At 73.3% G+C, this 19,211-nt stretch carries 15 protein-coding genes; 12 read left to right on the top strand and 3 right to left on the bottom strand.

What is annotated here, in order from left to right; genetic code table 11:
* Positions 1-17: 17 nt before the first annotated feature.
* On the top strand, positions 18-1,310 hold the full coding sequence (locus tag AH6_RS20140; RefSeq protein WP_067482043.1) for an alkyl sulfatase dimerization domain-containing protein: 1,293 nt from the start codon (positions 18-20) through the stop codon (positions 1,308-1,310).
* On the opposite strand, the gene AH6_RS20145 is transcribed toward AH6_RS20140, so the two are convergent.
* Positions 1,300-2,631: an alpha/beta hydrolase domain-containing protein gene (locus tag AH6_RS20145; protein WP_067482045.1), complete on the bottom strand. Its 1,332-nt coding sequence runs from the start codon at positions 2,629-2,631 to the stop codon at positions 1,300-1,302. The genes AH6_RS20140 and AH6_RS20145 overlap by 11 nt on opposite strands.
* Before the next feature lie 158 nt (positions 2,632-2,789).
* Here AH6_RS20145 and lon point away from each other — a divergent pair, with 158 nt between their 5' ends.
* The 3 genes from lon (at position 2,790) to AH6_RS20160 (ending at position 7,226) form a co-directional block, all read left to right on the top strand.
* Complete coding sequence (gene lon, locus AH6_RS20150) at positions 2,790-5,192, top strand: endopeptidase La (RefSeq protein WP_067482047.1); 2,403 nt, start codon at positions 2,790-2,792, stop codon at positions 5,190-5,192.
* Between the two features lie 158 nt (positions 5,193-5,350).
* Positions 5,351-6,574: a hypothetical protein gene (locus AH6_RS20155; protein WP_067482049.1), complete on the top strand. Its 1,224-nt coding sequence runs from the start codon at positions 5,351-5,353 to the stop codon at positions 6,572-6,574.
* Positions 6,575-6,728: 154 nt separating this feature from the next.
* Positions 6,729-7,226 carry a VanZ family protein gene (locus AH6_RS20160; RefSeq protein WP_245679386.1) on the top strand — a complete coding sequence of 166 codons (498 nt, stop codon included), beginning with the start codon at positions 6,729-6,731 and terminating at the stop codon, positions 7,224-7,226.
* Positions 7,227-7,301: 75 nt separating this feature from the next.
* Here the strand turns inward: AH6_RS20160 and AH6_RS20165 are convergent, their stop codons facing one another.
* A complete protein-coding gene (locus tag AH6_RS20165; protein WP_067482052.1) occupies positions 7,302-8,849 on the bottom strand; it encodes a nitroreductase/quinone reductase family protein in 1,548 nt (515 codons plus the stop codon).
* Positions 8,850-9,037: 188 nt separating this feature from the next.
* Here AH6_RS20165 and AH6_RS20170 point away from each other — a divergent pair, with 188 nt between their 5' ends.
* The 8 genes from AH6_RS20170 to AH6_RS20205 are packed head-to-tail and all read left to right on the top strand — an operon-like array spanning position 9,038 to position 17,450.
* On the top strand, positions 9,038-10,039 hold the full coding sequence (locus tag AH6_RS20170) for a Gfo/Idh/MocA family protein (RefSeq protein ID WP_157431596.1): 1,002 nt from the start codon (positions 9,038-9,040) through the stop codon (positions 10,037-10,039).
* Positions 10,036-10,893 carry a TIM barrel protein gene (locus AH6_RS20175; RefSeq protein WP_067482054.1) on the top strand — a complete coding sequence of 286 codons (858 nt, stop codon included), beginning with the start codon at positions 10,036-10,038 and terminating at the stop codon, positions 10,891-10,893. Before AH6_RS20170 ends, AH6_RS20175 begins: the two co-directional genes overlap by 4 nt.
* Entirely contained in the window at positions 10,890-11,825 is a 936-nt protein-coding gene (iolC, locus tag AH6_RS20180) for a 5-dehydro-2-deoxygluconokinase (protein ID WP_067482056.1), read from the top strand. The genes AH6_RS20175 and iolC overlap by 4 nt, the downstream gene beginning before the upstream one ends.
* Positions 11,822-12,667 (top strand): 5-deoxy-glucuronate isomerase, encoded by an 846-nt coding sequence (gene iolB, locus AH6_RS20185; RefSeq protein ID WP_067482058.1) that lies wholly within the window; start codon positions 11,822-11,824, stop codon positions 12,665-12,667. Before iolC ends, iolB begins: the two co-directional genes overlap by 4 nt.
* Positions 12,664-14,511, top strand: coding sequence for a 3D-(3,5/4)-trihydroxycyclohexane-1,2-dione acylhydrolase (decyclizing) (gene iolD / locus AH6_RS20190; protein ID WP_067482060.1), 1,848 nt, complete (start codon positions 12,664-12,666; stop codon positions 14,509-14,511). Before iolB ends, iolD begins: the two co-directional genes overlap by 4 nt.
* 37 nt (positions 14,512-14,548) lie before the next feature.
* On the top strand, positions 14,549-15,544 hold the full coding sequence (locus AH6_RS20195; protein WP_174555109.1) for a sugar ABC transporter substrate-binding protein: 996 nt from the start codon (positions 14,549-14,551) through the stop codon (positions 15,542-15,544).
* A complete protein-coding gene (locus AH6_RS20200; RefSeq protein ID WP_067482062.1) occupies positions 15,541-16,596 on the top strand; it encodes an ABC transporter permease in 1,056 nt (351 codons plus the stop codon). Before AH6_RS20195 ends, AH6_RS20200 begins: the two co-directional genes overlap by 4 nt.
* Positions 16,593-17,450 carry an ATP-binding cassette domain-containing protein gene (locus tag AH6_RS20205; protein ID WP_067482064.1) on the top strand — a complete coding sequence of 286 codons (858 nt, stop codon included), beginning with the start codon at positions 16,593-16,595 and terminating at the stop codon, positions 17,448-17,450. The genes AH6_RS20200 and AH6_RS20205 overlap by 4 nt, the downstream gene beginning before the upstream one ends.
* On the opposite strand, the gene AH6_RS45375 is transcribed toward AH6_RS20205, so the two are convergent.
* Positions 17,447-19,108 (bottom strand): serine/threonine-protein kinase, encoded by a 1,662-nt coding sequence (locus AH6_RS45375; protein ID WP_067482066.1) that lies wholly within the window; start codon positions 19,106-19,108, stop codon positions 17,447-17,449. The two genes, AH6_RS20205 and AH6_RS45375, sit on opposite strands and share 4 nt — an antisense overlap.
* Between the last annotated feature and the right edge of the window lie 103 nt (positions 19,109-19,211).

Raw genomic sequence — 19,211 nt, forward strand, 5'->3', positions numbered from 1 at the left:
CCCTGAGAGGACCCCCAATGGACATCCGCGACTACGCCGACCGCATCTGGCGCGGCGAGCAGAACGACAACATCGTGCACACCGGCATGAACGGCTCCGGCGTGGTGGACATCGCCGACGGGCTCGGCTGGCTGCCCGGCTTCGGGAACGTGGTGACGTTCCGGACGCGCGGTGAGCTGCTGCTGTTCGACACCGGCAACCCCGCCGCCGCGCAGAAGACGCACGAGCGGGTGCGCGAGTGGAGCGGCGACCCGCTCACCACGGCGTTCTACTCCCACGGCCACATCGACCACGTGATGGGCATGGGCCCGTTCGACGCCGAGGCCGAGCGCGGCGGCGGACTCCGCCCGCAGGTGGTGGCGCACGAGGCCGTCCGCGACCGTTTCGACCGGTACGTGCTGACCGCCGGGTACAACTCGGTGATCAACCAGCGCCAGTTCCAGCTTCCGGACCTGCGCTGGCCCACCGAGTACCGGCACCCGGACGTGACCTTCCGCGACGGCCTGAGCGTCACGCGCGGCGAGCTGACCTTCGAGCTGTTCCACGCCAAGGGCGAGACCGACGACGCGGCGGTCGCCTGGGTGCCCGAGCACCGGCTGCTGCTGCCCGGCGACCTGTTCATCTGGCTCACCCCCAACTGCGGCAACCCGCAGAAGGTGCAGCGCTACCCGCGCGAGTGGGCGCACGCGCTGCGCCGCATGGCCGCGCTCGGCGCCGAGATCATGATCCCGTCGCACGGCGCGCCGGTGTTCGGGGCCGAGCGTGTCCACCAGGCGCTGACCGAGACCGCCGAGTGGCTGGAGAGCATCGTCGAGCAGACGTTGGCGCTGCTGAACGAGGGCGCGCGGCTGGACGACATCGTGCACGCGGTCCGCCCGCCCGCCCACCTGGCCGACAGGGTCTACCTCCAGGCCAAGTACGACGAGCCGGAGTTCATCGTCCGCAACCTGTGGCGGCTCTACGGCGGCTGGTACGACGGCAACCCGGCCCACCTCAAGCCCGCCCCCGACGCCGAACTGGCCCGCGCGGTGGCCGCCCTGGCGGGCGGCGCGCCCAAACTGGCCGACGCCGCCCGCCAGGCCATGGAGAACGGCGACCTGCGCCTGGCGGTGCACCTGGCGGAGATGGCGATCCAGGCGGACCCGCAGTCCGCGGCCCTGCACACCGTGCGCGCGGAGGTCTACGCCGCCCGCGCGGCCGCCGAGCCGTCCCTGATGGCGACCGGCGTCTACACGTGGGCGGCCGACGAATCCCGCCGCGCGGCGGGCCAGGAAGCGGCCGCCCCCTCCGTGCCCCGCCTCATCGGCTGAAGGACGCGACGGCCAGGGCCAGGATCTCGTCCAGGTCGGCGGCGAGTAGGAAGCCCTCGCCGACCGCGTGTTCGGCCGCGCGCCGGAAGGCGGGCAGGTAGTCGTCCAGGCCGCCCGGGTAGAGGGCGGCCAGGTCCAGCGGACCGGTGGACCCGAAGTTGGTGGCGAAGCCGTCGTCGCCGGGGTGGTTCTCCTGGCCCAGGCCCGACAGGACGGCGGCCGGGACGTCCACCCAGGGCGTGCGCACGCCGCCGAGGACCACGCCGTGCCCGTCGCGCGCCTCCTCCAGGAGGGCGGCGGTGGCGGGCGCGACGCCCTCGGCGACCCACCGGTCCAGCGCCGCGAGCGCGGCCTGGGCGACGTAGTGGTGCTGGGGGCCGGAGTTGACCGGGCGGGCCGTGGAGAGGCCGGACACGGCGGCGGGGTCCAGCGCCTCGGCCATCTCGCGGGTCGGGACCGTGCCGTCGTCGCGGGGGCCGAGGCTCATGGCGTAGGTGTCGGCGTGCGCGGATCCGGCCAGCTCCCACAGCCGGCACCGCTCGCCGTCGGCCTGGCGGGCGGGCTTGGAGCGCAGCCGCGCGCCGAGCACGTCCGACTCGGCCTGGAGCATCAGGATCGGCGCGCGCCCGTCGGTGCGCACCAGGTAGGGCCGGAACGGGCCGTCCTCGGACGCCTGCATCCGCCCCGGCCGCCCCAGCAGCAGGTAGCCGTCGTAGGGCCGGTGGTGGGGCGTGACGGCGTTGATGTGGCCGATCACGCCCCGCGCCGACTGCGACTTGCCCGCCGCCAGCACCCGCCGCACCTCCAGCGGCCCGAGCAGCCCTTCCCTGATCGCGTCGGCGGCCTTGGAGAACAGGTCGGGGCAGTAGGCGTCACCCGGGTGCTCCAGCGAGCGGTACCGGTCGGGCTGGTCCACGGTGACGGGATCGGGCAGCAGGTCGCTCGTGAAGGTGCTGCCGCCGTACAGCCCGGCGCGCTGCACCGAGATCCCGACCCAGATCATGCCGGAACGCATGATGTGGCGGTGCGTCTCGGTCCAGAACGGGGCGCCGTCCGACCCTGCGGAGACGTTCAGCCACTCCACCACGACCACGCCGTTGAACGCGGCGGCGTCGGGCCGGTGGACGACCAGCCGCGTGCGGAACGGCACGGGGGCCTTGGGCTCGGTCGTCCAGCGCCCGTCCAGCGGGGCGTCCACGGGGGAGAAGACGACGGCCTCGCCGCTCAGGAAGTACTCCTCGGCGATGTATCCGGCCGTGCCCAGGTCGAAGTGGGTGGCCTGCAAGCTGATGCGCCCCGGCAGCGGCCCCGTGATCTCCATGAAGCGGTATGAAAGCACACATTCCACCACCCGGCCCCCGGCGGGGGCTGATCGCTCAGAGCGAACGTTGTTGCGGAAACAAAATCCTGCTCCGCTTTCTTGAGTGTGTATGACTCAACTTGCGGTTGGGTCGTGGCGACAATGACTTGGAGCTGAGCATGAGCGAGACCCTGACGCTGCCGGTGCTGCCCCTGGACGACGGGGTCGTGCTGCCGGGCATGGTCGTTCCCCTCGACCTCTCCGACAGCGGCGAAGTGCGCGCGGCGATCGAGGCGGCCAAGGCGGCCGCTCAGAGCAAGGGGCCGGGCATCCGCTCGGCCGTCAAGCCCCGGGTGCTGGTCGTGCCCCGCCTGAACGGCCAGTACGCCGCGCTGGGCACCCTGGCGGTGATCGAGCAGGAGGGCCGGCTGCCCGACGGCGAGCCCGGCGTGGTCGTGCGCGGCGTGGCCCGCGTCAAGATCGGGACCGGGACGACCGGGCCCGGCGCGGCCCTGTGGGTCGAGGGCGAGCAGGTCGCCGTCCCGCCCGCGACCGGCCGCACCCAGGAGCTGGCCACCGAGTACAAGGGCCTGGTCAGCGCCATCCTGGAGAAGCGCGGCGCGTGGCAGATCGTGGACGTGGTGCAGCGCATCGAGGACCCCTCGGTGCTGGCCGACAACTCCGGCTACGCCCCCTACCTGACCGACGAGCAGAAGATCCAGGTGCTGGAGACGCCCGACACCGTCGAGCGGCTGTCCCTGGTCATCGGCTGGACGCGGGACCACCTCGCCGAGCTGGACGTGCAGGAGACCATCCGCAAGGACGTCCAGGAGGGCATGGAGAAGACCCAGCGCGAGTTCCTGCTGCGCCAGCAGCAGGAGGCCATCCGCAAGGAGCTGGCCGAGCTGAACGGCGACCCCGCCGACGAGGAGGACGACTACCGCGCCCGGATCGAGGCCGCGAACCTCCCCGAGAAGGTGCGCGAGGCCGCGCTCAAGGAGGTCGACAAGCTGGAGCGGTCCTCCGACGCCTCCCCGGAGGGCGGCTGGATCCGCACCTGGCTGGACACCGTGCTCGACATCCCCTGGAACGAGCGCACCGAGGACTCCTACGACATCGCCGGGGCCCGCGAGATCCTGGACGCCGACCACACCGGGCTCGACGACGTCAAGGAGCGCATCGTCGAGTACCTCGCCGTCCGCAAGCGCCGGGCCGACCGCGGCCTCGGCGTGGTCGGCGGCCGCCGCAGCGGCGCGGTGCTGGCGCTGACCGGCCCGCCCGGGGTCGGCAAGACCTCGCTCGGCGAGTCGATCGCGCGGTCCATGGGCCGCGAGTTCGTGCGCGTGGCGCTCGGCGGCGTCCGGGACGAGGCCGAGATCCGCGGCCACCGGCGCACCTACGTCGGCGCGCTGCCCGGCCGCATCGTGCGGGCCATCCGCGAGGCGGGCTCGATGAACCCCGTCGTGCTGCTGGACGAGATCGACAAGGTCGGCGCCGACTACCGCGGCGACCCGACCGCGGCGCTGCTGGAGGTCCTGGACCCCGAGCAGAACCACACCTTCCGGGACCACTACCTGGAGGTCGAGCTCGACCTGTCCGACGTGCTGTTCGTGGCCACCGCCAACGTCGTCGAGCAGATCCCCGGCCCGCTGCTGGACCGCATGGAGCTGGTGGAGCTGGACGGCTACACCGAGGACGAGAAGGTCTCCATCGCCCGCGACCACCTCGCCCCGCGCGAGCTGGACAAGGCCGGGCTGGAGCGCGCCGAGGTGACCTTCACCGACGCCGCGCTGCGCCTGCTGGCCTCGGAGTACACCCGCGAGGCCGGGGTCCGGTCCCTGGACCGCGCGCTCGCCCGCGTCCTGCGCAAGGTCGCGGCGAACGTGGCCCTGGAGAAGGCGGCGCTGCCGATCACCATCGACGCCGCCGACCTCAAGGACTACCTGGGCCGTCCCCGGTTCACCCCGGAGGCCGAGCTGAGCCGCACCGAGCGCCGCACCGCGGTGCCGGGCGTGGCGACGGGCCTGGCCGTCACCGGCGCGGGCGGCGACGTCCTCTACATCGAGGCGTCGCTGGCCGACAAGGAGACCGGCGGCACCGGCGTGACGCTCACCGGCCAGCTCGGCGACGTCATGAAGGAGTCGGCGCAGATCGCGCTCAGCTACCTGCGCTCGCGGGGCGCGGAGCTGGAGCTGCCGGTCGGCGACCTGAAGGACCGCGGCGTGCACGTCCACGTCCCGGCCGGGGCCGTGCCCAAGGACGGCCCGAGCGCGGGCATCACGATGACCACGGCGCTGGCGTCGCTGCTGACCGGCCGCCCGGTTCGCGCGGACGTGGCCATGACCGGCGAGGTCTCCCTCACCGGCCGGGTCCTGCCCATCGGCGGCCTCAAGCAGAAGCTGCTGGCCGCCTCGCGGCTGGGCATCACGACCGCGATCGTGCCCAAGCGCAACGAGCCGGACCTGGAGGACGTGCCGGCCGAGGTCCTGGACAAGATGACGGTGTTCGCCGTCAGCGACGTCCGCGAGGTCCTCGACCTGGCTCTGGAGCCCGCCACCAGCGGGCGCCCGGTCACCGTCTGACCAGGCCGTCAACGAGACGAGGCCGCTCCCGGGACGCCCGGGGGCGGCCTCGTCCCTTTCCGGGGTGAAGAGTCGGCCATGGTCGGTCAAAGCGCCGATTCCGCCGCGCCCGGCCCGGGGATCACAGCCGCGATGCCCGACGGCGGAGGGGGACCGCGATGCTGACCGACGCCCGCGTGACGAGCGTGCCGGAGCTGACCGACCTGCTGGAGCGGGGCGGCCCGCCCACCGAGATCCAGCTCGGCGGCACCCTGGAGGCCGTCCCCGCGCTCACCCTGCCGCCCGGCTGGGCGCTGACCGGCCTGCCCGAGGCCGCGCTGGTCTTCGCCGACGGCGCGGGCCTCACCCTGACCCGCGACAACCGCGTGGCCCGGCTCCGGCTGGAGACCGCGCCCGACGCCGCCGCGATCACCGCCGACACCGGCCGGGACGACTGCGGCACGCTGGAGCTGGACGACGTCACCACCGTCGGCCGCGTCGCGATCATCGCCGAGGGCGCGCTGCGCACCGGGCACGTGCAGGTGCACGCCCTGCACGTCGAGGCCGCCGACGCCCGCGAGCGCCTGCCCCGCCCCGCCGGGTACGGCGTGGCGGTCCTGCAGGGGGCCTTCACCCTCTACAACCTCCAGGACGACGCCGGATCGCTGATCACCGCCGACCTGACCCGGATCTCGGCGGGCGCGCCGGACGCGCCGGTGCGGGGGAGCGGGGTCTTCGTCTCCGGCACCGACGGCGGCGGCCGCGTGGAGGCGGCCCGGCTGCACACCGGCGCCGTGCACTCCGACGGCGGCATCGCCCCCGGCACCGCCGACCGGATCTCCGGCGGCGTCTTCGTCGTGCGCGCCACCGTCCGCGAGGTCCTGAACAACGGGCCCGTCACCACCTACGGCCCCAACGACATGGTCCTGGACCTGTGGGGCACCGCCGACGTGTGGACGGCCACCGCGCCGATCACCTCGCACGGCCCCAGCGGCATCGGGTTCGTCAACTTCGGGACGATCGGGCGGCTGCGCGTCACCGCGCCCGTCGAGACGTTCGGCACCGGCGCGCGCGGCTTCAACCTCTACGACGGCACGATCGACATCATCGAGTTCGACCGCATCACCACCCACGGGGACGCCGCCGTGGGCGTGCAGATCGACCGGCCGTTCGGCTCGCTGACAGTCTTCAACGGCCTGTGCACCCACGGCGGCACCGGCGAGACCCTGGTCAAGGGCAAGATCGAGCGCCTTCCGGCCACCGCGCTCAGCCTGCTGCCGGGCGCGGACGGCGGCAGCGTCCGCGTGAACGGCGGCGCGGCCGCGCACGGCGAGGGCGTCCCGGTCGTGCAGGTCCTCGGCACGGTGAAGGACCTCGCGGTCACCGGCGGCGTGCAGGCGTAACGGCCGCGCGTTCCGGACGCCACGGCGTCCAAGGTCAGCTAATTGAAGAGTAGTGGTCCGGCCTTTTCGGTCCCGGCCGTTGCACCTCGCCCGGCATAGTCGCCCGGCAGACGGGGACAAGCAGCGCGGAACCGAAGTGATGGAGGAACCACAAGTGGCCGGTACGGCGGAAATGCAGCATGCGGCGCCCCGCGAGCACCATCGGGCGCCCTGGTACGTGACGGTGCTGCGGGTGTTCGGCGTGCTGGTGGCCCTGGCGGCGCTGGGCGTGTTCTTCTACTACGCCTTCCGCCTCACCCTGACGCCCGTGCAGGACAACGGACAGGCCGGTGGCAACACCGATCCGGGCGACTCGCTCCGCTTCTACATGGACCGCCCCACCAAGGAAGCGCTGCTGCAGCTCGGCGGCAACCTGGCGCTGCTCGCGCCGCTCGGCGTGCTGCTGCCGTGGGTGTCGGTGAAGATGCGCGGCCCGCTGCGGCTCGCGGTCGTCGGCGCGCTGGTGTCGCTGGCGATCGAGATCGTGCAGGGGCTGGTGGTGATGGGGCGCGCCTTCGACGTGGACGACGTCATCCTCAACACCCTCGGCGTCGTGCTGGCCTACCTGCTGGTGGGCCGCAAGGTGTCGCGGGTGATGCGCGGCCGCCGCTGACCCGGCGACGGCCTGGCGACGGCCCGCAGCCGGTCCGGCGCTGACCTCGCGCCGATCCCGGCTGACCCCGCGCGCCTAGCGCGGGGTCAGCCGGAAGATCCGCAACTGCCGCTCCACCCGCTCCACGTACCGGTCGTAGACCGGCCACACCTCCAGCAGCCGGGGCCACACCTCGGCGCGCTCCCGATCGTCCAGCAGCCGCGCCGTCACCGGCGTCGTCCGGCCCCGGAAGCTCACCTCCGCCTCCGGCGTCTTGATCAGGTTCCCCGTCCACGCCGGGTGCTTCTCCTGACCGAAGTTGGAGCCGACCACCACCCACGTGCCGTCCTGCTCGGGCAGGCACGCCAGTGGCGTCGTCCGCGCCTGCCCGCTGACCGCGCCCGTCGTGGTCAGCACCAGGCTCGGCACCAGCGCCTGGCCCAGCAGGAACCGGCCGCCGGTCAGCCTGTGCAGGGCGCGGTCCAGCGGCGGGACGACCTTCGGCCCCACCTTCGAGAACCACTTCGCGCCCGACACGCGCTGCATGAGGGGCCCGAACGCGCGCTTCACGGGACCGGGCGCGGTCGGGCCGGACGTCGGCTGCCGGGACATGTGCCGCTCCTTACCGCCGGGCGCGAGCCGCCCGGCCTTGCGGGGATCGAGGTGCCCGGACGCGGCCAGCCAGCGCAGCGCGTCGGCGGTGGTGTCGCGCACCGGGCGCAGGGTGAGGCCGAGCGCGTCCAGGGCGGGCCGGTCGTCGGTGGGCACCAGCCGCACCATGAACTCGGCCGCGTCGCGGGTCAGCGGGTAGTCGAACGGCCGCACCCGCTTGGCGGCGTCCAGCAACGTCCCGGCCGCGATCATCACCCAGGCCGGGACCGGCAGCCGACGGCAGCGCACGCCGGTCAGCTCGTCGCACAGGTCGGCGTACCCCGGCCAGGTGAGGAAGTGGCCGCCGAGCACCCAGCGGTGCCCGCGCCCCTCGGCGGTGACGGTCCGTGCCAGCGCCTCGCCCAGGTCGCGCACGTCGATGACCGAGACACCGCCGGGCGGCGTCGGCCAGCCCTTGCCGAGCGCCCCGACGAGCCCTTCCATCAGCGCGTCCAGTATCGGCTGGTGCGGTCCGCACACGCCGCCCGGATACACGATGGTGACCGGCGCGCCGCTGTCCTGGAGGCCACGGACATAACGTTCGGCGGCCAGCTTGGAGCGTCCGTAATCGGTGCGCGGGCTCGCCAGCGGGGAGGCCGAGGTGATGACCGGGCCGTCCGGCGGCACGAACACCGCGATCGTGGAAACGTGCACGACCGGGGCCAGGCCGAGATCGACCGCGCCGCCGATGACGTTGCGGGTGCCGCGCACGTTGATCTCGACCAGATCGCCTGCGTCGCCGGTGACGCCGATGGCGGCGGCGCAGTGGATCGCGGCGTCGCAGCCGTCCATCGCGGCGCGCACGGCCGCCTCGTCCAGCATGTCGCCGGGCACCAGCTCGACCTCCTCGGCGGTGACGCCGATCGCGGCCAGCGCCTTGGCGGCCTTGCCGGGATCGCGCACCAGCGCGCGCGGCGTGTGCCCGGCGGCCAGCAGCGCACCGGCGGTGTAGGAGCCGACGAAGCCGGACGCGCCGGTGAGGAAGACCCGCATGGCAGCAAACTAGCGCTTGGTCGTGCCGGAGGGAAAGCACCCCGCCCGGACGGGACGGTGCGACCGCCGCAACGGGCGGCCTGTTCCGGTCAGGCCGATAGCCGGGAAGTCACCGTCCGGCCCGTTGACGGCCCTGGAACGCTCCAGCACACTCGGGGCTCACCTGACCGCCGACCGGGAGGGAACCCATGAGGATCGGACTGGCCGGCGCGGGGCGCATCGGGGCGCGCCACGCCGCCGCGCTGTGCGGGCTCGCCGAGATCGAGTCGCTGGTGGTGGCCGACGCCGACCCGGCGCGGGCGCGGAAGCTGGCCGCCGGGCTGGGCGGGCGCGCCGCCGCCGTGGAGCCGGTGGAGGCCCTGTTCGGGGCCGGGCTGGACGGCCTGGTCGTGGCCGCCGCCACCGACGCGCACGCCGGGCTCGTCGGCCGCGCGGTGGCCGCCGCGACACCGGTGTTCTGCGAGAAGCCGCTCGCCTCGGACATTGATGGAACGTTCCAAATCATGGTCGCCGCGCGCACCGCCCGCGTCCCGGTGCAGGTCGGCTTCCAGCGCCGCTTCGACGCCGGGTACCTCGCCGCGCGCGAGGCCGTCGCCGCCGGGCGGCTCGGCTGGCTGCACACCGTGCGCTCGTGCAGCTTCGACCCCGCGCCGCCGCCGCCCTCCTACATCCCCGCCTCCGGCGGCCTGTTCCGCGACTGCCTGATCCACGACCTCGACTCGATCCGCTACGTCACCGGCCGCGAGGTCGTGCGGGTCATGGCGGCCGGGGGCAACCGGGGCGACGCGGTGTTCGCCGAGCACGGCGACGTGGACACCGGCGCGGCCCTGCTGGTGCTGGACGACGGCACCCTCGCCGTCGTCTCCGCCACCCGCTACAACGCCGCCGGATACGACGTGCGGCTGGAGCTGTTCGGAGCCAAGGACAGCCTGGTCGCCGGGCTCGACGCCCGCACGCCGCTCACGCCGCTGCCCGCGCACGCCGTGCCCGACACCCCCTACAGCGGGTTCCTGGAACGGTTCGCGCCCGCCTACGACGCCGAGCTGCGCGCGTTCGTGGACGTCGTCGCGGGCCGCCGCCCCAACCCCTGCCCGCCCGAGGACGCCCTCGAAGCGTTCTACCTGGCCGAGGCGTGCGAGCTGGCGCGGCGCGAGTGCCGCGCCGTCGATCCGGCGGAGGTGCGGCGATGAGGGTGGCGGGAGCGCCGATCTCCTGGGGCGTGTGTGAGGTGCCCGGCTGGGGGCACCAGCTCTCGCCGCGCCGCGTGCTGAGCGAGATGCGCGCCCTCGGCCTGTCGGCCACCGAACTGGGCCCGGACGGTTTCCTGCCCGCCGACCGCGCCGAACGCGACGTGCTGCTGGAGCTGTACGGCCTGACGCTCGCGGGCGCGTTCACGCCCTTGGTGCTGCACGACCCGACCCACGACCCACTCGCCGAGGCCACGCGTGCCCTGGAAACCCTGCCCGACGGCGCGGTGCTCGTCCTGGCCGCCGCCACCGGCCTGCACGGCTACGACCAGCGCCCCGCCCTCGACGCGGCGGCCTGGACGACCCTGCTCACCAACCTCGACGCCGTCGCCCGCCTCGCCGCCGACGCGGGCCGCACCGCCACCCTGCACCCGCACGTCGGCACGGTCGTGGAGACCCGCGCCGAGGTCGAGCGCGTGCTCGACGGCAGCGCGGTGCCGCTCTGCCTGGACACCGGCCACCTGCTGGTCGGCGGCACCGACCCCGTCGCGCTCGCCCGCGCCGCCGCCGACCGCGTCGCGCACGTGCACCTCAAGGACGTGGACACCGCGCTGGCCGGACGGGTCCGCGACGGCCGCACCGGCTACACCGAGGCGGTCGCGGCGGGCATGTACCGGCCGCTCGGCGCGGGGGACGTTGACATCTCGCAGATCATCTCCACGCTGGAGGGGGCCGGGTACGAAGGCTGGTACGTCATGGAACAGGACACCGTGCTCACCGCCGAGCCCCCGCCGGGACGCGGGCCGCGCGACGACGTGCGCGCGAGCCTGGCCCACCTCGCGGAGGCCGCCCCATGACCTACGACCTGATCACGATGGGCCGCGTCAGCGTGGACGTCTACCCGCGCGAGATCGGCGTCCCGCTCGAAGAGGTGGAGACCTTCGGCAAGTACCTGGGCGGCAGCCCCACCAACGTCGCGGTGGCCGCCGCCCGCCACGGCCGCCGCACCGCCGTGATCACGCGCACCGGCGACGACCCGTTCGGCCGCTTCGTGCACCGCGCGCTGCGCGGCTACGGCGTGGACGACCGTTTCGTCACGTCCGTTCCGGGCCTGCCCACGCCCCTGGCGTTCTGCGAGATCTTCCCGCCCGACGACTTCCCGCTCTACTTCTACCGCTATCCCAAAGCCCCTGACCTGGAGATCAGCCCCGGCGAACTGGACCTGGAGGCCATCGGCGCGGCCCGCGTCATGTGGGCCACCGTCACCGGCCTGTCCCGGAAGCCGAGCCGCGAGGCGACCCTGACGGCGCTGGCCGCCGCGCGCGGCCGCACCGTCCTGGACCTCGACTGGCGGCCCATGCTCTGGACCGACCCGGACGAGGCCCGCCCGCTGGTCCGCGCCGCCCTCGCGCACGCCGCCGTCGCGGTCGGCAACATCGACGAGTGCGAGATCGCCACCGGCGAGCGCGACCCGCTCCGCGCCGCCCGCGCCCTGCTCGCCCACGGCCCGGACCTCGCCGTCGTCAAGCGCGGCCCGGCCGGGACGCTCGCCGCCACCGCCGACGAGGTCGTGGAGCTGCCGCCGGTGCCGGTCGAGGTCGTCAACGGCCTGGGCGCGGGCGACGCGTTCGGCGGCGCGCTGTGCCACGGCCTGCTGGCGGGCTGGGAGCTGCAACAGGTGATCGCGTTCGCGGGCGCGGCCGGGGCGCTGGTCGCCTCCCGCCTCGCCTGCGCGGACGCCATGCCCACCGAGGACGAGGTGGACGCGCTGCTCAAGGAGGCCAGGTGACCAAGCGCCACATCCCCGCCGGCACCGCCGCCGACAGACCCTGCACGCTGGTCGTCACGCCCGAGTCGGCCGGGTGGGAGCACACCGCGCTGACCGTCGTCGAGATCCCGCCGGGCGGCCACGCCTTCGACACCGGCGACTTCGAGACGATCGTGCTGCCGCTCGCCGGGTCCGGCGCGGTGGTCTGCGACGGCGAGCGCTTCGAGTTGCAGGGCCGCCGCAGCGTGTTCACCCGCGTCACCGACTTCGCCTACGTGCCGCGCGACGCCCATGCCACCGTCATGGGGGAGGGCCGCTTCGCGCTGGCGTCGGCGCGCTGCGAACGTCGGCTCGCGCCCCGCTACGGCCCCGCCGAGGAAGTCCCGGTCGAACTGCGCGGCGCGGGCCCGGCCAGCCGCCAGGTCAACAACTTCGGCACCCCCGACGGCTTCCCGCATGCGGACCGGCTCATCGCCTGCGAGGTGCTGACGCCCGGCGGCTGCTGGTCGTCCTACCCGCCGCACAAGCACGACGAGCAGACCGCGACCGAATCGGTCCTCGAAGAGATCTACTACTTCGAGGTCGCCGGGGACGGCATGGCCTACCAGCGCGTCTACGGCGGCACCGACGTGCTGGCCGAGGTCCGCTCCGGTGACGCGGTGCTGATCCCGCACGGCTGGCACGGCCCGTCCATGGCGGTGCCCGGCTATAACCTGTACTACCTGAACGTGATGGCCGGGCCGTCCCCCGAACGTGCCTGGCGCATCTGCGACGACCCGGCCCACGCCTGGATCCGCGACACCTGGCCCGGCCAGGACGTCGACCCCCGCCTCCCGCTGACCTCCGCGCAGGAGCTTCCATGAGACTCACCGTCGGGCAGGCCCTGGTGCGCTTCCTGGCCGCCCAGCACACCGAACGCGACGGGACGCGCCGCCCGTTCTTCGCCGGGTGCTTCGGCATCTTCGGCCACGGCAACGTCGCCGGGATCGGCCAGGCCCTGCTGGAGGAGGACTTCCCCTACTACATGGCGCGCAACGAGCAGGCGATGGTGCACGCCGCCGCCGGGTACGCGCGCATGAACGACCGGCTGGCCGCGTTCGCCTGCACCACCTCCATCGGCCCCGGCGCGACCAACCTGGTCACCGGCGCGGCGCTCGCCACCATCAACCGGCTGCCGGTCCTGCTGCTGCCCGGCGACGTGTTCGCGACCCGTACCGCCAACCCGGTGCTCCAGGAGCTGGAGGACCCGCGCTCCTACGACGTGTCGGTCAACGACTGCCTGAAACCGGTGTCGCGGTTCTGGGACCGCATCAACCGGCCCGAGCAGCTCCCGTCCGCGCTGCTCGCCGCGATGCGCGTGCTCACCGACCCCGCCGAGACCGGCGCGGTCACCCTCGCGCTGCCGCAGGACGTGCAGGCCGAGGCGCACGAGTGGCCGGACGAGCTGTTCGCGCCGCGCACCTGGCGCGTGGCGCGGCCCGTCCCCGAGCCCGCCGATCTGGAGGAGGCCGCCGAGGTGCTGAGCCGCGCCGAACGGCCGCTCGTCGTCGCGGGCGGCGGCGTCATCTACTCCGGCGCGACCGACGAACTGCGCAGGTTCGCCGAGCAGACCGGCACCCCCGTCGCCGAGACGCAGGCGGGCAAGGGCGCGCTGCCCTGGGATCACCCGCAGGCCGCCGGGGCGATCGGCGCGACCGGTACGACCGCCGCCAACGCGCTCGCGCGCGAGGCCGACGTCGTCCTGGGCATCGGCACCCGCTACAGCGACTTCACCACCGCTTCGCGCACCCAGTTCGCCCGGCCCGGCGTCCGGTTCGTCAACCTGAACGTGGCGCGCTTCGACGCCGCAAAGCACGCGGGCGTCACATTGGTCGCAGACGCCCGCGAAGGACTCAGAGGACTGCATGCGGCACTTGCGGGGTATACGGTCCCGGATGCCTACCGGGAAGAGACGCGCGTGCTGACCGCGCGCTGGAACGCCACCGTCGACCTCGCCGCCACGACCTCCCACGGACCCCCGCTCGCCCAGGCGCAGGTCATCGCCGCCGTCAACCAGGCCGCCGGGCCGCGCGACGTGGTGGTGTGCGCCGCCGGGTCGATGCCGGGCGACCTGCACAGGATGTGGCGCGCCCGCGACCCCAAGGGCTACCACGTCGAGTACGGCTACTCCTGCATGGGCTACGAGATCGCCGGCGGCCTCGGCGTGAAGATGGCCGACCCCTCGCGCGAGGTGTTCGTGCTGGTCGGCGACGGCTCGTACCTGATGATGGCGCAGGAGCTGGCCACCGCCGCCGCCGAGGGCGTCAAGCTCGTCGTGGTGCTGGTGCAGAACCACGGCTACGCGTCCATCGGCGGCCTGTCGGAGTCGGTCGGCGCGCAACGCTTCGGCACGGCGTTCCGCGCCCGCACCGGCACCGGGCTGGACGGGCCGCGCCTGCCGGTGGACCTCGCCGCCAACGCCGCCAGCCTCGGCGCGGACGTGCTGCGCCCCACCACCCTGGACGAGCTGCGCGCCGCCCTCCGCCAGGCGCGCGACGCCGCCGTCACCACCGTCGTCCACATCGAGACCGACCCGCTGCTCCCGGCCCCCGACGGCGAGTCCTGGTGGGACGTCCCGGTCGCCGAGGTCTCGGCGCTGGACTCCACCCGGCAGGCCCGCGCCCGCTACGAGAAGGAGCGGCAGGCGCGACGCCGACACCACCTGTGAACCCGGTCCATCCCTCGGGGAGAGAACGGAGCGCCCCATGCCAGCCACCCCCCACTCCAGGATCACCAGACCCACCGCCGCCGTTCTCGCCGGGACGCTCGCCCTGGCCGCGCTGTCCGCGTGCAGCAGCTCGGGCGGCAAGAAGGCCGAGGAGAGCGCCGCGCCTGGCGGCCAGCGCCTGAAGATCGCCATGGTCACGCACTCCGGGCAGGGCGACACCTTCTGGGACATCGTGCAGAAGGGCGCCAAGGCCGCCGCCGTGAAGTCCAACGTCGAGTTCCTCTACTCGGCCGATCCCGACGGCGGCAAGCAGGCCCAGCTCGTGCAGACCGCCATCGACCAGAAGGTGGACGGCATCATCGTCACCTTCGCCAAGCCCGACGCGCTCAAGGACGTGGTGGCCCGCGCCACCGCCGCCAAGATCCCGGTGGTGTCGATCAACTCCGGCGCGGACGTGTCGGCCCGCTACGGCGCGGTCGCCCACTTCGGCCAGGACGAGCGGATCGCCGGTGAGGCCGCCGGGGCGCAGCTCGCCAAGATCGGGGCCAAGCGCGCGGTCTGCGTCATTCACGAGCAGGGCAACGTGGGTCTGGAGGACCGCTGCGCCGGGGCCAAGAAGACCTTCGGCGGCGACCTGCAGAACCTGTTCGTGCCCGGCACCAACATGCCGCAGGTGAAGTCGTCGCTGGCCGCCAAGCTCCAGACCGACAAGAACATCGACGGCGTGCTCACGCTGGGCGCGCCGTTCGCCGCCACCGCCGTGGACGTGGTGAAGGAGACCGGCAGCAAGGCCAAGATCGGCACGTTCGACCTGAACAAGGACCTGATCGCCTCCATCAGGTCCGGCGCGATCCAGTACGCCGTGGACCAGCAGCCCTACCTCCAGGGCTACGCGGCCGTGGACGGGTTGTGGCTGCTGAAGAACAACGGCAACGTGCTGGGCGGCGGCCGTCCGGTGCTGACCGGCCCGGCGATCGTCACCAAGGACAACGCCGCCGCGCTGGAGGCGTTCGCGAACCGGGGCACCCGATGAGCCAGGCCGCCGCCGCGCCGCCTTCCCTGGCCAAGGGCGACGAGCGGCTGGCACGACGCTCGCCGCTGCGCCGCCTGCTGGGCCGTCCCGAACTGGGGGCGCTGCTGGGCGCGGTCGTGCTGTTCGTGTTCTTCTCGGCCGTCGCCGACGCGTTCCTGCGCGCCGGGTCGTTCTCCACGATCCTGTACGCGGGCTCCACCTTCGGGATCATGGCGGTGGGCGTGGCGCTGCTGATGATCGGCGGCGAGTTCGACCTGTCGGCCGGGGTGATGGTGACGACGTCGGCGCTGATCGCGGCGCTGGTCGGCTATCAGCTCACGCTGAACCTGTGGGTCGGCGTGGCGATCTCGCTGGTGCTGACGCTGGGGCTGGGCTTCCTGAACGGCCTGCTGTACGTGAAGACGGGGCTGCCGAGCTTCATCATCACGCTGGCGACGTTCTTCATGCTGGCGGGGGCCAACCTCGGCGTCACCAAGGCCGTCACCGGCAACGTCGCCTCCGACTCGGTGCGCGACATGGACGGCTTCGCCTCCGCCCGCGCGGTGTTCGCCTCCGACGTGGAGCTGGCCGGGGTCACCGTCAACATCACCGTGTTCTGGTGGTTGCTGCTGGTCGCGGTGGCCACGTGGATCCTGCTGCGCACCCGGATCGGGAACTGGATCTTCGCGGTGGGCGGGTCGGCCGCCAGCGCCCGCGCGGTCGGCGTGCCGGTGGCCCGCACCAAGATCGGGCTGTTCATGGGCGTGGCGTTCTGTGCATGGTTGTCGGGGATGCACCTGGTGTTCGCGTTCGCCAGCGTGCAGTCCGGCGAGGGCGTGGGCAACGAGTTCTCGTTCATCATCTGCGCGGTCATCGGCGGCTGCCTGCTCACCGGCGGGTACGGGTCGGCGGTCGGCGCGGCGATCGGCGCGTTCATCTACGGCATGACCAACAAGGGCATCGTGTACGCCGAGTGGGACCCCGACTGGTTCAAGTTCTTCCTCGGCGCGATGTTGCTGCTCGCGACGGTGGTCAACCTGGTGGTGCGGCGCAGGGTGGAGCGGGCGCGATGACGGCGGAGACGGGGACGGCGGGCGCGCCTCTGGTGCGGCTGGAGGGCGTCGGCAAGAGCTACGGCAACGTGATCGCGCTGAAGGACGTCTCGCTGGAGGTCGCCCCGGGCGAGGTGACCTGCGTGCTGGGCGACAACGGCGCGGGCAAGTCCACCCTCATCAAGATCATCGCAGGGCTGCACCGGCACGACGAGGGCGTGCTGCGCGTGCACGGCGAGCCCGTCACGTTCGGCTCGCCGCGCCAGGCCCTGGACGCCGGGATCGCCACCGTCTACCAGGACCTGGCGGTGGTGCCGCTGATGCCGGTGTGGCGCAACTTCTTCCTCGGCTCGGAGAAGCGGCGCGCGTTCGGGCTGCTGGACGTCCCGCACATGCGCTGCACCACCCGGGACGAACTGCTGGCGATGGGCATCGACCTGCGCGACGTGGACCAGCCGATCGGCACCCTGTCGGGCGGCGAGCGCCAGTGCGTCGCGATCGCCCGCGCGGTGCACTTCGGCGCGAAGGTGCTGGTCCTGGACGAGCCGACCGCCGCGCTCGGCGTCAAGCAGGCCGGGGTGGTGCTGCGCTACATCGTGCAGGCGCGGCGGCGCGGGCTGGGCGTCGTCCTGATCACGCACAACCCGCACCACGCCTACCCGGTGGGGGACCGGTTCCTGGTCCTCAAGCGCGGCCGGAGCCTGGCCTACCACGCCAAAGAGGAGATCTCCCGCGACGAGCTGACGGCGCTGATGGCGGGCGGCGCGGAGCTGGAGGAGCTGGCCCACGAGCTGGAGTCGGTGTCGGGGACGGCGGCCGAGGAGCTGAGCGCGGAGGCGCGGACGCTGGGGGCGGGAGGAGAGGGGCGGCCCTAGATCCAGACGGCGCGGGCGAGGATCTCGGGCAGGCCCGGCACGTCCCACTCGTCCACGATCAGGATCTTGGACTCGGGCAGGTACCAGATGCGCTGCCGGAACGAGGGATTGTTCCTGTTCTTCCCGGAGAAGTTCCAGCACGTCAGCTTCCACTCGAAGTACTCGGCCTTCTTCGAGCCGACCGGCGCGAGCTTCTGCACGGTGGGCTTGTGCGCGGTGGGATTTTGCGGTGTCGCGATGGGCTTGAGCGCTTGGTACTTGTCGGGAGCGGGCGGGCACAGGTGCGTGATGTCGGTGCCGGGATGGAAGGGGCCGGTCCGGTTGTAGCTTTCCCGTGTCAGCTCACGGGGCGGATTGATGTAGGACTCGCCCAGCACTTGGAAGCCGGGGCAACTGAAAACGCGATCCACCTCACCGAAGCTCTCCGGGTCGGGTTTGGCCCCGCACTTGCCGCCCGCCTTCACCCAGAACACCGGGCCCTTCTCGTACTTGGCCGAGGGGCCGGAGTCGGGAAAGACGACCTTCCCCCAAGCCTTGGGAACCGTCAGCCTGAGCGGGCCCAGCGTCATCGGCACGCCGGGAGGCGGCGCGGGCGAAGAGACGGCGGCGGCCGGGCGGCGCTTCGGCGGCTCGTGCTTGGTGGCCTCGTAGACGCCGACGCCCCCGGCCGTCGTGCCCACCACGGCCGCGCCCGCCACCGCGACCCCGGCCTTGGTGCCCAGCGCCGAGAGCAACCCGACCGAACCTGCCGCGCCCCCGCCCGCAGCCGTTCCGGCCGCCGAGGCCGCACCGCCGCTCGCGACGGCCAGCAGCGGGAACAGTGCGGCGAACGCGATGGCGGCCCCAGCCAGAGCGCGTACGCCGCGCTGTTCCCAGTCCGCGCCGTAGACACGTTGGGCGAGCTGCTCCAGCTCCCCGACGAACGCGGCCGCGCCCGCCGGACGCTCCTCGGGGTCCTTGGCCATGCCGCGCTCGACCAGCGGCCGCAGTTCCTCGGGCATCTCGTCCAGTGGCACGGGCCTGGTGAGATGCCCCGCCCGGATGGCCGCACGGTCGCCGCCGAACGGCCGCCTGCCCGTGACGCACTCGTAGAACACGCAGGTGGCCGCGTAGACGTCGGTCGCGGGTGTGGCGGGCTCGCCGCGCCACTGTTCCGGTGCCATGTAGAGGGCCGTGCCGGACGCGGAGGCCACCCCGGCGGGCGTGGCCACGCCGAAGTCGATGAGCTTGCTGTTGCCGTCGGCCGGAACGATGACGTTGGCGGGTTTGTAGTCGCGGTGGACGACCTGTGCGGTGTGCGCGGCGGCGAGGCCCAGCAGGGAACCTTTGAGGACCGTCAGGGCGGCTTCGGGTTCGATCTTCTCGTAGCGCTTGAGGATCTCGCGCAGCGAGACGCCGTTCACGGCTTCCATGATGATGGCGAGGCCGTGTTCGCTCTCCACCAGCCGGTAGAGCCGCGCCACATGCGGGTGCTCGACGTGCCCGAGCAACTGCGCCTCGTGCCGGAAACGTTCGCGGGCGGCCTCGTCGGCACCGGTCAGGTACTTGATCGCGACCGGCGTCCCGCTGGTGGTGCGCCGGGCCAGCACCACCCGGCCCTGCGCGCCGCGGCCCAGCTCGCGCACTTCCTCGAATCCCGCCACCTGCCATCGGTCCACCGTGCCGCCCCTCAAGATCGGTGTTCTCCTGGCGGGACGCGCGAACCGCTCGATCTCGTCCGGCGCCGCCCCTCCAGTGTGGATCAGCCGACGCTGATCATCC

Source organism: Actinomadura hibisca NBRC 15177 (genome assembly GCF_001552635.1).
Taxonomy (GTDB): Bacteria; Actinomycetota; Actinomycetes; order Streptosporangiales; family Streptosporangiaceae; genus Spirillospora; species Spirillospora hibisca.

Coding starts and splice junctions, on each gene's coding strand:
- AH6_RS20145 (WP_067482045.1), bottom strand. CDS start 2,631: ATGGAGATCACGGGGCCGCTGCCGGGGCGCATCAGCTTGCAGGCCACC.
- AH6_RS20200 (WP_067482062.1), top strand. CDS start 15,541: ATGAGCCAGGCCGCCGCCGCGCCGCCTTCCCTGGCCAAGGGCGACGAG.
- AH6_RS20155 (WP_067482049.1), top strand. CDS start 5,351: ATGCTGACCGACGCCCGCGTGACGAGCGTGCCGGAGCTGACCGACCTG.
- iolD (WP_067482060.1), top strand. CDS start 12,664: ATGAGACTCACCGTCGGGCAGGCCCTGGTGCGCTTCCTGGCCGCCCAG.
- AH6_RS20165 (WP_067482052.1), bottom strand. CDS start 8,849: ATGCGGGTCTTCCTCACCGGCGCGTCCGGCTTCGTCGGCTCCTACACC.
- lon (WP_067482047.1), top strand. CDS start 2,790: ATGAGCGAGACCCTGACGCTGCCGGTGCTGCCCCTGGACGACGGGGTC.
- AH6_RS20140 (WP_067482043.1), top strand. CDS start 18: ATGGACATCCGCGACTACGCCGACCGCATCTGGCGCGGCGAGCAGAAC.
- AH6_RS20170 (WP_157431596.1), top strand. CDS start 9,038: ATGAGGATCGGACTGGCCGGCGCGGGGCGCATCGGGGCGCGCCACGCC.
- AH6_RS20175 (WP_067482054.1), top strand. CDS start 10,036: ATGAGGGTGGCGGGAGCGCCGATCTCCTGGGGCGTGTGTGAGGTGCCC.
- AH6_RS20205 (WP_067482064.1), top strand. CDS start 16,593: ATGACGGCGGAGACGGGGACGGCGGGCGCGCCTCTGGTGCGGCTGGAG.
- iolC (WP_067482056.1), top strand. CDS start 10,890: ATGACCTACGACCTGATCACGATGGGCCGCGTCAGCGTGGACGTCTAC.
- AH6_RS20195 (WP_174555109.1), top strand. CDS start 14,549: ATGCCAGCCACCCCCCACTCCAGGATCACCAGACCCACCGCCGCCGTT.